Consider the following 13,456-nt stretch of genomic DNA (forward strand, 5'->3'; position numbering starts at 1 on the left):
CCGGGGCCGGGCGGCCCTGGCGCTGGCCCGGCTGGCGGCCGACGACGTCGACCCGGCGGCCAGCGTGCAGGTGCTGAGCGGCATGGTCGCCGACCCCCGGCTGCCGGTGGCCGACCGGGGCGAGATCCGGCTCGCGCTCGGTTTCCTGATGGCGGTGCACAGCGGCAACCGGGCCGGCTTCGACCGGATCCGGGAGTCCCTGGAGGAGCTGGAGGAGCGCCCGGTGCGGGCGGCCCGGGCCATGGTGGCGATCGCCATGGACGAGCGCGACGGCGCCGGCCGCCGGGCCGGGGAGTGGCTGGCGCGGGCGGAGGGCCTGCTGGCGGCCAACCCGGACGAGGACGTGTCCGCGGCGGTGCGGGCCACCACGCTCACCTTCCAGGCCCGGGACGGCGATCCGGCGGTCTGGGACCGCCTGGACGAGCTGCCGCGCGACTCCGAGCGGCCCGAGGTGATGCGGCAGACCACCCGGGCCCTGTACAACGCGGGCGAGATCGCGATCGAGCTGGGCTACGACCGCCGGTCCGCGAACCTGCTGGAGGAGAGCCGCCGGCTGGCCCGGCTGACGGGCATTCCGTACCTGGAGTGCTACAGCCGGCTCGCGCTGATCCGGCTCGACATGCTGGCCGGGCGCTGGGACCTGGTGGAGCCCCGGTTCGCCCGGCTGGGCGCCGAGTTCGACGACCTGGCGATGGCGGGTGCCGAGCGCTCGCTGCTGTTCGGGCGGCTCGCGGCGGGGCGGGGCCGGCTGGCGCTGGCCCGGGAGGAGTTCGAGATCGCCGCCCGCTTCGGCCAGCGGGAGTCGCAGGTGACGGTGGCGCTGCGGGCGGCGGCCGGGCTCGGTGGCCTCCAACTGCTGGAGGGCGACATCGCTGGGGCCGCCGGCACGGTGGGCCCGGCGCTGGCGACGGCCCGGCAGGCCGACGCCTGGGCGCGGACCGCCGAGCTGCTGCCGGTCGCCGTCGAGGCGCTGCTGGCGACGGGCGGGCGGGCCGAGGCCGGGGAGGTCACCGAGGAGGCGACGGAGTCCCTCGTCGACCGGGGCGCGCCGGCCGTGACGGCGTCGCTGCACCTCGCCCGGGGGCTGCTGCTGGACGCGGACGGCGATCCGGAGGCGGCGGAGGCGTTCACCCGGGCCAGGGACCACTGGCAGGACATCGGTCGGCCGTACGAGGCGGCCCGGGCCGACGAGCGGATCGCCGCCGCGCTGGCAGCGAGCGACCGGGCGCGGGCCGCGGAGCGGATGGCCGCGGCCGAGCGGGTCTACCTGGAGCTGGGTGCCACCACGGACACCGCCCGCTGCCGGAAGCTGCGCCGGGACCTCGATCTCGGCGGGATCGGCTCGCCGGGCCGCCGGGGCTACGGCAAGCGGCTGTCGCCGCGCGAACGGCAGGTGGCGGAGCTGCTGGCGCAGGGGACGGGCAACCAGGACATCGCCCAGGCGCTCTTCCTGTCGCCGCGCACGGTGGAGCACCATGTGGCGAGTGTGCTGGCCAAGCTGGGCACCGGCCGGGCCGGGACGGCGCAGGCGCTGGCCCGGGCGGACGCCGAGGACGCGGCGGGCGAGGGCGGCGGGTGACCGGGGCGTGGTGACCGGGGTCGCGTACGCGCGGTCGGGCGGGACCGGGCGGGACCGGGAACGGTCGGGCCGAGTACGGCGGGCCCTCGCGGGTGCCCCGCACGTCCGGGTGGGTGCCGCGCGGCGGACGCCCCCAGAGTTCCCGCCCGCCGATAGGTAGTCACCCGCATTGATCCGGCCGGTCCGGGCCGGTTCCCTGGTGGTCATTGGCGAGCGAGCGGGGCAGCCGCTCCCCGACCAGGAGGGATCCCGAGTGATGAGTGCACGTCACCACGCGCCGAGCGCGACCGCCGGACCGGCGACGGACGGCCCGGACCGGGCCGAGGCCACGGTCCGGCTCGCCCCCTCCCCCCGCAAGGCCGGGCACCACCCGGTGGCCCTGGTCCGCCTGGCCCGGCTCAGCCGGTCCGGCCCCGGGCTCCACTGGGCGCACTGAACACCGGCCGGGACCGTGTGGGCGGTTCCCGGTCGGGAAGCGGGGGGGAAGCGAGCGCCGGGACGGCCGGGAACGGCCCGGAACGGCTGACGCACCGAAGGAAATGGGCCCTGCCTGGCCGACCAGGCAGGGCCCTTTGCCGTGCACACGCGCCTGGGGGATCAGCAGGACGCCGCGACGGAGATGGTGACGGCGGCCGGCGGCCACCCCCACTGGGTGGTTTCGAGGGTCGCCTCGGCGGTGGAGCCGCACGGCAGGGCGCCGGAGATCCGGCCCACCGGAGTGGCGGACCAGCTGACGTTGACGGTCGGCGTGACGGTGCCGATCTCCGCGCCGTCGACGACCTTGGCGGTGAGGCGGAACGGCACCGGGCGCGGGGTCCAGGTGACACTGGTCGGCGTGGTGCGGCCGTGGAAGGTCACCTCCTCGCCGCTGACGATGGCGCAGATCTCGTTGACCACCACGCCCCGGTAGCTGGTGACGCAGGTCCCCGGGACGCTCGGGGAGGCGTCGGCGTGGGCGGCGAGCACGGTGCCGGGGAGCGCACCGGCGAGGGTCAGGGCGACGCTGGTGGCGAGGATGGCGAGGGGCCGATTCATCGGGCTTTTCCCGTTCGTGGGTAGGGACGGCAGAGTGAAGCCATGTGACATTTCATGCTTCACACCTCACATACTGCCATCGATTCAAGCGGAGGATTACCGTCCAGCCTTTTTTTTGAAGCCTATAACTGATTTCAGCCTTTCAATGACTGAATTGCATCGGTCTGGACGGTCGGGCGGCCACTCGACCGAGCGGGCGCCCGACCGGTCCTGCGGTCAGCCGCCCGAGCGCGGCTCCATCCGGAGTCCGAAGGCCGCCGTACCGGGATCCAGAGCGGTCACCCCACCGTCGACCGTGAGCACCGCGCCGTTCACATAACCCGCCGCCGGGGAGAGCAGCCAGCCGATCGCGGCGGCCACCTCCTCCGGCTCCCCCGGCCGGCCCGCCGGGGTCAGCGCCGTCGCCTCGCGGTACGCCTCCTCCACACCGCCGGCCAGCTCGGCCTCCTCGGCGAAACGCGCCATCCTGCGGTCCGCCATCTCGGTGCGCACCCAGCTCGGGCAGACGGTGTTGGCCCGCAGGCCGCGCCGGCCGTAGTCGACGGCCAGCGAACGGCAGAGCTGGAGCAGCGCCGCCTTCGAGGTCGCGTACGCGGCGCTGCCGGCGCCGTTGCGCAGCGCGGAGACCGAGGCGACCGCCACCACCGCGCCGCGCGCGACCAGCAGGTGCGGCAGCGCCTCGCGCAGCAGCAGGAAGGGGCCGGTGAGATTGGTCCGCATCACCAGCTCCCAGTCCTCCAAGGTGACCTCGCCCACCGAACCTCCCCGGCCCACACCGGCGTTGAGCACCAGCCCGTCGATCCGGCCGTAGGCGGCGACGGCGGCTGCGACCAGCCCGCGGACGCCTTCCGGCTCGGTGGTGTCGGAGACGTGCGCGAGCGCCCCCGTCTCCCGGGCGACCCGCTCCAGCGGCTCGCGCCGGCGGCCGGACACCACCACGTGGTGGCCCTCGGCCCGCAGCAGCCGCGCGGTGGCCGCGCCGATGCCGCTCCCTCCGCCGGTGACGACGACTACACGCTGGTCCGACATTCCTGTGACCTCCGGGATCGATGTTTCGTGAACCGTCGATCCTAGGTCGTCGTGCCCGACAGCCCGTCAGCTCGGGTCCGTGGGAGCCCGGGTCGGGTCCTGCGGTCCTGTCTGCGCGGTCCCGTCGGCGCGGTGCCCCGGTCCGGGCGTTGTCGGAGGCGGGCCGTAGATTCGGCGCGACCGAGCACCAGTCGAGCGATCCGCGGACAGGACCCGAGCCCGATGAACCCCGTGACCCCGATCCCCCCGACCGCCGAACACGGCATCGCGCTCACCGAGCGCGTGATCGCCTCCGTCGAGGCGGACCCGCACCGGCCGATCCTGGACTACAGCGCCTGGGCCGGGCCGTGGCTGACCGGCGAGCCCCGGCCGCTGGCGGCCGGGCCGCTGGCCGAGGCGGTCTTCCCCAGCGGCCGACCGCTGCCGCCGAGCCTGCGGCGCTGGCTGGCGTTCGACACCGGGCTGCTGCGCCGGTTCGGCTGGCTCGACGAGGACGACCGCTTCACGCCGAGGCCGTTGGGCGACCTGGCGCGGGACGAACTCGGCGAGCTCTGGGGCTCCTGCTTCGACGGCGTCTCGGACCGCTTCGACGAGTGCTTCCTGCTCCCGGGCGGTTCCGACTCGCGCCGGGTCCTGGCCACCGGCGTGGGCGACGCGCACGGCGAGTACCCGGTGCTCGCGCTCGACGTGGACGACATCCCGTGCGTCGAGCTGATGTACCCGGGCCTGGACGTCTATCTCGCCGACACCTGCGGGCTGCTGACCGTCGAGGGCGACGGCTACTCCGCCCTGGCGCACAACCCCGTGTACGCCCGTCGGATGCTGACCCACGCGCAGCAGGTGTTCGGCGGGGAGTTCGCCGAGGAGTGCTTCCCCGACCTCTGAGCGGGCCGGCGCGGGCGGTACTCCTGACCGCCCGCACGCGCTCGGTCGCCCGCACCGCCGTCGCCCCGCGGGTTCGTGGCAGACTGGCCCGCCATGGGTGAGAGCGAGACCGGCGAGGCCGTCCCGGAACCACCGCTGCTCGTGGTGGACGGCGCCAATGTGGTCGGTTCGGTGCCCGACGGCTGGTGGCGGGACCGGCGCGGTGCGGCCGAGCGGCTGCGGGACGCGCTCGCGCCCGTCGCCGGCCACGGGGTCCCGGGCGAGCGTGCCGACGTCCCGGTCCGGGCGCGGACCGGCCCGCTGGAGGTGCTGCTCGTCGTCGAGGGCGCGGCCCGGGGAGTCACCAGCACACCCGAGGTACGCGTCGAGTCCGCCGCCGGCAGCGGTGACGACCTGATCGTGGCCCTCGTCGCGGCCGCCCTCGCCGCCCGCCCCGGACGGAGCTGCCTGGTCGTCACGGCGGACCGGGGCCTGCGCGCCCGCGTCACCGCACTCGGCACCGATGTGACCGGCCCCCGCGCCGTCCGCCCCGTCTGACCTCTCGCCCCCTTTTCCGAACCCTCCCGGCTCCCGGCCCCCTCCCGCCGGTCGAGCGGTTCCTCCGCCCCTCCCCCGTCACCCCCGCAACTCGGGCAGCGGGGCCCCGACGGCTCATCATTTCGGTGGACGCGGTACCGCCCCGGGCTGACGCCCCGGGAGCCGCCGCACACCGCCCGGATCCGGGCCCTAGCACGAAGTGGCCCTTGCTCGGGGCAAGTTCACCCGGAGACCGCTCGCATTGGCGAACCGGGGGCGAGCGCCGGTTCGGGGCGCGCGGGGCGCGGTAAACCTGGTGCCATCACCGGCCCGGCGACGGGTCGGGAGGTCCGGCCGGACCGTCCCCTCCGGTGCGCGCGCCCGCCGTCCCCCGGGCGCCCGCACGGCGGAGGCCCACCCTGCCGCGCACCACCCGCCGCGCACCACCCGCGCGACCCCGCCCACCCGCCGCTCCGAACCCCCGAGGCCCACCGGCCACCTGTCCCGTTCCCCCACTCTTCCGATCGTTTGAGGATTCTGAATGCTTGGTGCTGGTTCGTCACCCGGACGCCGGCGCTCCGCCCCCGTGCTCGTCTGGCTCCTGCCCACCGTCGTGACGGCAGCGGTCGCCGCCGTCGCCGTCACCGCGGCCACCCCCGACTCGCGCCTCCCCGTCGCCGTCTGCGCGGCGGTGGGCACTCTGGCCGTCATGCTGGTCGCCGCCGAGGCCGCCCGCCGGGGCCGGGCGACGGAGGAACTGCGCGCCCGGGCTGTCCAGCGCGAGGGTGAACTGATCCGCCGGCTCACCCGGCAGGAGACCGAGTACATCCGGCTGGCCAAGTCCGTCCTGCCCGCCGCCATGGCCCGGCTCACCCACGGCGAGGGCCTGGAGGACGTGGTCAACGCGTACACCCTCCAGGACGTCACGGTCGGCGCGGAGTTCCGCAGCGCTCAGCAGACCCTGCTGCGCGCCGTACTGGAGACCGTCGAGAACGAGGAGGCGCTGCGCGAGTCCTCGCGGCGCTCCTTCGTCAACATCGCCCGCCGTGTGCAGGCGATCGTCCACCGGCAGGCCGCCGAGCTGCGCGTCATGGAGCACCGGCACGGCAACGACCCCGCGGTCTTCGACGACCTGCTGCTGGTCGACCACGGCAACGCCCTGATCGGCCGCCTGGCCGACAGCATCGCCGTCCTCGGCGGCGCGCGGCCGGGCCGTCAGTGGAACCGGGCCGTGCCGCTGTACAGCGTCCTGCGCGGCGGCATGTCGCGGATCCTCGACTTCCAGCGGGTCGAGCTGCACCCGGTCTCCGACGTGGCGGTGATCGGCCCGGCGGTCGAGCCGCTCATCCACGCGGTGGCCGAACTCCTCGACAACGCCACCCGCTACTCGCCGCCGCACACCAGCGTGCACCTGACCGCCGTCGAGGTGCAGACCGGTATCGCGATCGAGATCGAGGACGGCGGGCTCAGCCTCAGCGAGGAGGGCCGGGCCCGCGCCGAGCGGATGCTCCTGGAGGCGCAGGCCGGCATCGACCTCAACGAGCTCGGCGAGACCCCCCGGCTCGGCCTCGCCGTCGTCGGCCGGCTCTCCCGGGCGTACGGCTTCCAAGTCTCGCTGCGCCCCTCGGCCTACGGCGGGGTGCGGGCGGTGCTGGTCGTGCCGCAGGAGCTGATCACCACCGCGCCCGCGACCGGGCGGGCCCACGGCATCGGTGTCACCGGTTCGTCCGGTCCGGAGCCGGTGGACGACCGCCGTCCGCACACCTCGCCGCCGCCGCGCCGGCCGCTCTCCGGCTCGCTGCCGGGGCCGCTCAGCGGTGGGGAGGACGTGCCGGTGGTCACCGAGCGCACCCCCACCGGGCTGCCGCGGCGACGCCGGCACGCCGCGCCGACCGCCCGGATCGGCGTCGCCCAGACGACCCGCACCACCACCTCCCGCTCCGGCGGCACGACCGGCCGGGCGGCCGCCCGGGGCGGCGCGGCGGGCTCCAACAGTGCCTCGGCCGCGAACGGAGCCTCCGCCGTGAACGGATCGGCGGGCCCGGGCGGCCCGTCGGCCGCCAACGGCCCGGCGGGTTCGAACGGCCGGGGTGACGGGTTCGGTGGACCGCCCGACCGGCCCGGTGCCGACCCCTCGGCACCGGCGGGGGCGGTGCAGCCGGGCCTCTGGCTGGCCGCCTTCACCGAGGGCGTCAACGGCACCGCCACGACCGACCACGACAACGGGGACCCGACGGGGAGGGACGAGCGGTGATTCAGCCACGGACCAACATGGACTGGCTGCTCAAGCAGCTGGCGGACGAGGTGCCGCACGTCCGGAACGTCATCGTGCTCTCCGCGGACGGCCTGCGGATGGCGCAGCACGGCACCGAGACCGACACCGCCGACCGGCTCCCCCCCGCCTGCGCCGGCCTGCAGAGCCTGGCGGCGGCCGTGGGCCACGAGTTCCCGCACGGGGACGGCCGGATGCGGCTGGTGGTGATCGAGATGGGCGGCGGCTTCTTCTACCTGATGGCGGCCGGCGCCCGGGCCTTCCTCGCGGTACTGGCCGACGAGGGCGTGGACGCCGGGCTGATGGGCCAGCGGATGCGCGACCTGGTCGCCCGGATCGGCGAGCACCTCAGTACGCCTCCCCGAAGGGGCGAGCCAGTCGCATGAGCACAGCCGGCCGGGACTGGGGCGAGGACGCCCCGGAACGCTTCTACGTGATCACGCGCGGCCACACCCAACCGGCCGGACGGGCCGCGTTGGACCTGGTCACGCTGATCGTCTCCCGTGCGGAGCCCACCCCCTCGATGCCGCCCGAGCACGCGGCGATCCTGCGCCTGTGCGGATCGCCGCTCTCGGTGGCCGAGATCTCCGCCTATCTGCGGCTGCCGGTCAGCGCGGTCACCGTGCTGCTGGCCGACCTCGTGGCCGAGGAGCGGGTCGAGGCGCGCGCCTCCGTCCCGCCCGCGCTTCTCCCCGACCGTGCCCTGTTGGAGGCGGTGATGCATGGACTTCAGCGCCTCTGACACGGTGCGCGGGCCGGCCGACGAGGACCTGCTGCCGGACTCGGCCGCCGCGGCCGTCAAGGTGGTCGTGGTCGGCGGCTTCGGCGTAGGCAAGACCACCCTGGTCGGCGCGGTCAGCGAGATCCGTCCGCTGACCACCGAGGAGACGATGACCCAGGCCGGGGCGGACGTCGACGACCTGGCCGGGATCGAGCGGAAGTCCGAGACCACGGTCGCGATGGACTTCGGCCGGATCAGCATCAGCGACGAGCTGGTGCTGTACCTCTTCGGCACCCCCGGACAGGAGCGGTTCTGGTTCCTCTGGAACGGCCTGTTCGAGGGGGCCCTGGGCGCGGTGGTGCTGGTCGACACCCGTCGGCTGGAGGTCAGCTTCGACGTGATCGGGCGGCTGGAGGACCGCGGCGTGCCCTTCGTGGTCGCCGCCAACGCCTTCCCCGGCGCGCCCGCCCACCCGGACGAGGAGCTGCGGCTCGCGCTGGACCTGCCGCCCGAGGTCCCGATCGTCGCCTGCGACGCCCGGGTCCGCGAGTCCGGGCGGGACGTGCTGCTCGCGCTCATGCACTACCTCTACGACCTGGCGGGGTCGCGGGCCGCGCGGTGAGCGCACCGCCCCGTCCCCGCCCCGCTCCCCCACCCCCGTCGACGACGACCTCCGGAGACACCGTGACCACCCCGTTCCGCGACGACGCCCCCCTCGCCCCGCCGCCCGGCTGCCCCGCACACGGGGCCGATGCCCCGGGCGGCAGCCCCCGGGGGATCGACATCCCGAGCCCCGCCGGACCGGCGAGCACCGGAACGGCGAGCACCGGGGCGGGGAGCACCGAACCGGGGGCCGCCGGAGCAGGGAGCGACCGGCCCGGCCTCGACGAGCTGCCCGTCGCCGAACTCCGCCGCCTCTACGGGCCCGAGGCCGAGGCCGACCCGGCCGGCCTGTACGAGAAGCTGCGCGCCGAGTACGGGGAGGTCGCGCCCGTCCTGCTGCACGGCGACCTGCCGGCCTGGCTGGTCCTCGGCCACTCCGCCAACCTCACCGTGATGCGCACACCCTCCCGCTTCTCCCGGGACTCGCGCCGCTGGCGGGCGTTCCAGGAGGGACTGGTCGGCGCCGACTCGCCGCTGATGCCGGTCATCGCCTGGCAGCCGCTCTGCGTCTTCGCCGACGGCGCCGAGCACCGACGGCTGCGCGGCGCCGTCACCGACGGACTGAACGGCACCGACCGGCGCGGCGTCCGACGCTTCGTCACCCGCTACACCGCCGAGCTGGTCGAGGAGTTCGGGCCGTCCGGGCAGGCCGAACTGGTGAGCCGGTTCGCGGAGCACCTGCCGATGCTGGTGATGACGCAGCTGGTCGGTATGCCGGAGGAGTACGGCCCGCGCCTGGTCGACGCCGCCCGGGACCTCATGAAGGGCACCGAGACCGCCATCGCCAGCAACGACCACGTGGTCGCGGCGCTGCGCCGGCTGGTCGAGCGCAAGCGGACCGACCCCGGCGCCGACCTCTGCACCCGGCTGATGCAGCACGAGGCCGGGATGACGGACGAGGAGGTGCTGGAGCATCTGCGGGTCGTGCTGCTGGCCGCGAACGAGACGACCGTCAACCTGATCGCCGACACCATGAAGATGATCCTCACCGACGACCGGTTCCGGGCCCATCTGTCGGGCGGCCACATGACCGTGCCCGACGCGCTCGACCAAGTCCTCTGGGACGCCCCGCCGATGTCGCTGGTCGCCGGCCGCTGGGCCACCGGGGACACCCTGCTCGGCGGGCAGCGGATCCGGGCCGGGGACATGCTGCTGCTGGGCCTCGCCGCCGGGAACGTCGACCCGATCGTGCGGCCCGACCTGGCGAAGCCGCTGCACGGCAACCGCTCCCACCTGTCGTTCGGCAGCGGCCCGCACGAGTGCCCGGGCCAGGACATCGGGCGGGCGATCGCGGAGACCGGGATCGACTGCCTGCTGACCCTGCTGCCGGACCTCCGCCTCGCCGTGCCGGAGGAGGAACTGACCTGGACCTCGGCCTGGCTGTCGCGCCATCTGGTCGCGCTGCCGGTCGAGTTCACCCCGCGCGAGCGGCAGCCCGCCGAGGACTCCGCTCCCCCGGCCAGTGCTCCCGCCGCCGCCCCGGGCGCCTCCGGCGCGCCGATCCCCGCACCGCTCCCCGCGGCGACCCCGTTCGCCGGACCGACGCCGGTCGGCCCCTCCCCCGCCCTCGTCGCCGGGCCCCGGCGCGGCTGGTGGGCCCGGCTCACCGGGTGGTTCCGGCGCTGACGGGCCGCCGTTCACGGACCGACTCCGACGGGCCGACGCTCACCGGCCGGGGCGGCGCCGACCTGCCGGGCGGTGCCGACCTGCCGGGCGGCGCGTCCCCGGCCGAACCGGACGGGCCCGGACTAAAGTCGGCGCGAGCCGGACGCGGCCCCTCCGCCGCGCCCGAACCCCGCCCGTCGGAAGGTGCCCCGTGTCCCTGGTCCGCGTCCACAACTTCTCGGTCTCGCTAGACGGCTACGGCACGGGCGAGGGACAGAGCCTGGAGGCACCGTTCGGCCACGCCGGCGACCGGCTGCACAGCTGGTTCTTCCACACCCACACCTTCCGCGCCATGCAGGGCGGCGAGGGCGGGGAGACCGGCGTGGACGACGCCATGGCGCGGGCCTGGGGCGACGGCATCGGCGCGGAGATCATGGGGCGCAACAAGTTCGGCCCGCAGCGCGGCCCGTGGCAGGACCACGACTGGAACGGCTGGTGGGGTCCGCACCCGGTGTTCCGCACCCCGGTCTTCGTCCTCACCCACTACCCCAGGCCGACCGTGGAGATGGCGGGCGGCACCACCTTCCACTTCGTCGACGGCACTCCGCACGAGGTGCTCGCCCTCGCACGGGAGGCCGCCGGCGGCCTGGACGTCCGGATCGGCGGCGGCCCGAGCACCGTCCGCGCCTTCCTCGCCGCGGATCTGGTGGACCATCTGCACGTGGTCGTGGTGCCCGTCCTGCTCGGGCGGGGAGAGCGCCTGTGGGACGGACTGGAGGGGCTGGAGAAGCGCTTCCGGATCGAGTCCGTCACCAGCCCGAGCCGGGTCACCCACCTCACCTTCACCCGGCCCTGACCGACCTCCCCGCCGACCCCCGCCGCCCCCGCCGACCTCCCCACTGACCTTCAGCGGCCCTTGTCGCCCCTTGTCGATCTCACTGTCGGTGACATCCCCGGGCCGGTCCCCCGCGCCGGCGAGGCCGAGGAGCGGCCCGGGATCCCAGCTGTCTGGGGGGCGCATCCGCCCCACCCCCGGCCGTGCTCCCGTGCGCCGGGTTTGCCGCCCCCGGTCGCGGTGCCATATCCGAGGTTCGGGGGTGCGGACCGGATCCGGCGGCGGGGTGCCGGTCCGGCCCGTCGAAGGGGTTCGACGGAGTCGAGGGAGGGGACGGCGGGATGACGGACATTCGGCGACCGGCGCTGCGGTACACCGCGGACATCACCGTGGAGGACATCGACGGGCTGGCCGGGTTCATCGAGCGGCGGGTGGTGCTGCTGCGGGAGGCGGCCGCGCGGCCCGGCGGCGAGGAGGCCCTGGTCGGGGAGGCCCTGACCCACACGGTCACGGCCCTGACCGGGAGCGCGCGGGAGGTGCTCGGCACGCTCGCCGGGCACGCGGCGGAGGCGGCCGGGGGTGCCGCGGGGACCACCGGGGCGGACGACGCGGGCGGGGACGACCGGGAGGTCACGGCCTTCGACGAGGAGTTCGAGGAGCTGATGGCCCGGCTCAGCCGGCTCTGGCGGTACCTGCTGACGGCCGCCGAGGCGTGGAGCCACCTGCCCGACTACGACGTGCTGCGCTGGCGGCTGGACGGCCACCTGGACGCGGAGCACGAGGCCCGGGCCCGCTGGTCGGAGGCCGGTCAGGCCTGGTGAGCCGCGGGAACCGGTGAACGGACCGGCCCCCGGCCCGGGTGGGCAGGGGGCCGGCCGCACGGGGCGTGCGACGGTGCGGGTCAGTTCCAGGGGTTGGCGTTCTGGTCGTTGATGTACGTCCAGAAGCGCACGCCCTGCGGCAGGCTGCCGGAGGCCCAGAAGGTCCAGCCGCCGATCGAGGAGTAGTTCGGGCCGTAGCGGCCGTCGTGGAACTCGGCCTGCCGCCAGGTGCGCCCGAAGGTCGAGCGGCAGACCTCGTTGGCGGCCGCGGCGCTGGTCAGCTCCGATCCCTTGACCGGACGGCTGAGCGCCACGCTCCCCAGGGCCCAGCCGTTGTAGAACCCGAGGCTGATGCCGGCCGGCGCGGGCCGGCCGTCCTTGTTGAGGCAGAGCACCGGCAGCGAGACCCAGGGGGCGGTGTCGCCCTGGTAGGCGTCGCTGGCCGTGCCGCCCGGGCCGCCGACCTGAACAGTGCCGCTCGGACCGTAGTTGAGGACCTCCCAGGTCATGCCGTAGTGGGTGGCTTCGGAGGTACGGGCCTGGGCGGCCGGGGCGACGGCCAGCGGCACGAGGGCGGCCACGGCGGCGGCGGTCGCGACGGCGGCGAGACGCTTGATGCGGGTCATGGTCCTGTTCCTCCAGGGAACTCCGGGAAAGAATGCGCACGACGCCGGTCCGACTGCGGACCGGCATGTCCCGACCATCTCAACCACCCACACGATTCTGGCATGATCTGGTCATCAGACCGTCACCAAAAGCGACGGTCCGACAGCGGCGCGCAAGAACCCTGGGGAGGGGCAGCGCATGGAGTTCGCGATTCTGGGACCGCTGGAGGTCCGGACCCGCACGGGGAACCGGATCCGGCTGGGGGGCGCCCGACAGGAACGACTGCTGGCCGCACTGCTGCTGAACCCGGGCGGCGCGGTGCCGGTGCCCCGGCTGGTGGACGCCGTCTGGGAGGACCGGCCGCCCGCCACCGCCGACCGCCAGGTCCGCAACCTGGCCGGGCTGCTCCGCCGGGCCTTCCGCAAGGCGGACCCGACCGGGCCGCCGGTCCTGCTCACCGACGGGCGCGGCTACCGCATCCCGCTCGACGACCACGGACTGGACTCCCGCCTGTTCGCCGACACCGTCGCCCGGTCCCGCCGGACGGCCGCCGCCGGGCAGCAGTCGGCCGCCGCGGCGGGTCTGCGGCAGGCCCTCTCGCTCTGGCGCGGCCCTGTCCTCGACGGCCTGGACGGGCAGTTGATCGACGCGGGCGCCGTGCCGCTGGACGAACTGCGGCTGACCGCCTGGGAGGACTGCCTCGACCTCGACGCGGCACTCGGGCGGCACCGCGCGAGCATCCCGGAGCTGACCGGCCTGGTCGCCGACCATCCGCTGCGGGAGCGGTTCGTCGGGCAGTTGATGCGGGCGCTGCACGCCTCCGGGCGGACGGCCGACGCGCTCACCGTGCACCGGCGGTTCACCGGCCGGCTCGCCGAGGAGCTGGGGC

The 13,456-nt window shown here is 75.3% G+C and carries 15 protein-coding genes; 12 read left to right on the forward strand and 3 right to left on the reverse strand.

The features are described 5' to 3' along the window. Together BI06_RS44995 and BI06_RS45000 are read left to right on the forward strand one after the other, a co-directional pair. The coding region (locus BI06_RS44995) for a helix-turn-helix transcriptional regulator (RefSeq protein WP_043478966.1) at positions 1-1,579 on the forward strand (1,579 nt) is incomplete at its 5' end. A gap of 256 nt (positions 1,580-1,835) precedes the next feature. Beyond that, positions 1,836-2,015 (forward strand): hypothetical protein, encoded by a 180-nt coding sequence (locus tag BI06_RS45000; RefSeq protein WP_043478969.1) that lies wholly within the window; start codon positions 1,836-1,838, stop codon positions 2,013-2,015. 161 nt (positions 2,016-2,176) lie between these two features. Here the strand turns inward: BI06_RS45000 and BI06_RS45005 are convergent, their stop codons facing one another. Then, positions 2,177-2,614: a hypothetical protein gene (locus BI06_RS45005; protein ID WP_043478971.1), complete on the reverse strand. Its 438-nt coding sequence runs from the start codon at positions 2,612-2,614 to the stop codon at positions 2,177-2,179. Between the two features lie 216 nt (positions 2,615-2,830). After that, positions 2,831-3,643 carry an SDR family NAD(P)-dependent oxidoreductase gene (locus BI06_RS45010; protein ID WP_030395145.1) on the reverse strand — a complete coding sequence of 271 codons (813 nt, stop codon included), beginning with the start codon at positions 3,641-3,643 and terminating at the stop codon, positions 2,831-2,833. A gap of 231 nt (positions 3,644-3,874) precedes the next feature. Between BI06_RS45010 and BI06_RS45015 the strand changes: the two genes are divergently transcribed. From BI06_RS45015 to BI06_RS45055, 9 genes are all read left to right on the forward strand, one after another. After that, positions 3,875-4,528 carry a hypothetical protein gene (locus BI06_RS45015; RefSeq protein WP_233290563.1) on the forward strand — a complete coding sequence of 218 codons (654 nt, stop codon included), beginning with the start codon at positions 3,875-3,877 and terminating at the stop codon, positions 4,526-4,528. Between the two features lie 93 nt (positions 4,529-4,621). After that, a complete protein-coding gene (locus BI06_RS45020) occupies positions 4,622-5,065 on the forward strand; it encodes a hypothetical protein (RefSeq protein ID WP_051743085.1) in 444 nt (147 codons plus the stop codon). A gap of 565 nt (positions 5,066-5,630) precedes the next feature. Continuing rightward, positions 5,631-7,298, forward strand: coding sequence for an ATP-binding protein (locus BI06_RS45025; protein ID WP_063795162.1), 1,668 nt, complete (start codon positions 5,631-5,633; stop codon positions 7,296-7,298). After that, positions 7,295-7,702 carry a roadblock/LC7 domain-containing protein gene (locus tag BI06_RS45030; RefSeq protein WP_043478974.1) on the forward strand — a complete coding sequence of 136 codons (408 nt, stop codon included), beginning with the start codon at positions 7,295-7,297 and terminating at the stop codon, positions 7,700-7,702. The genes BI06_RS45025 and BI06_RS45030 overlap by 4 nt, the downstream gene beginning before the upstream one ends. Then, the gene (locus BI06_RS45035; RefSeq protein ID WP_030395141.1) at positions 7,699-8,058 is read left to right on the forward strand and encodes a DUF742 domain-containing protein; all 360 of its coding nucleotides are present in this window, start codon (positions 7,699-7,701) and stop codon (positions 8,056-8,058) included. The genes BI06_RS45030 and BI06_RS45035 overlap by 4 nt, the downstream gene beginning before the upstream one ends. Continuing rightward, positions 8,039-8,659, forward strand: coding sequence for an ATP/GTP-binding protein (locus tag BI06_RS45040; RefSeq protein WP_030395140.1), 621 nt, complete (start codon positions 8,039-8,041; stop codon positions 8,657-8,659). The genes BI06_RS45035 and BI06_RS45040 overlap by 20 nt, the downstream gene beginning before the upstream one ends. A gap of 62 nt (positions 8,660-8,721) precedes the next feature. Next, entirely contained in the window at positions 8,722-10,326 is a 1,605-nt protein-coding gene (locus BI06_RS45045) for a cytochrome P450 (RefSeq protein WP_369826410.1), read from the forward strand. Positions 10,327-10,516: 190 nt separating this feature from the next. Then, positions 10,517-11,161 carry a dihydrofolate reductase family protein gene (locus tag BI06_RS45050; RefSeq protein ID WP_030395138.1) on the forward strand — a complete coding sequence of 215 codons (645 nt, stop codon included), beginning with the start codon at positions 10,517-10,519 and terminating at the stop codon, positions 11,159-11,161. 320 nt (positions 11,162-11,481) lie between these two features. Next, entirely contained in the window at positions 11,482-11,961 is a 480-nt protein-coding gene (locus BI06_RS45055; protein WP_043478977.1) for a hypothetical protein, read from the forward strand. Between the two features lie 80 nt (positions 11,962-12,041). Here the strand turns inward: BI06_RS45055 and BI06_RS45060 are convergent, their stop codons facing one another. Continuing rightward, positions 12,042-12,587, reverse strand: coding sequence for a hypothetical protein (locus BI06_RS45060; protein ID WP_078880176.1), 546 nt, complete (start codon positions 12,585-12,587; stop codon positions 12,042-12,044). 178 nt (positions 12,588-12,765) lie between these two features. Between BI06_RS45060 and BI06_RS45065 the strand changes: the two genes are divergently transcribed. Further along, a partial coding sequence (locus BI06_RS45065) for an AfsR/SARP family transcriptional regulator (RefSeq protein WP_043478980.1) occupies positions 12,766-13,456 on the forward strand: 691 nt, incomplete at its 3' end.

The sequence above is a fragment of the Kitasatospora sp. MBT66 genome (assembly GCF_000710405.2).
GTDB lineage: Bacteria > Actinomycetota > Actinomycetes > Streptomycetales > Streptomycetaceae > Kitasatospora > Kitasatospora purpeofusca.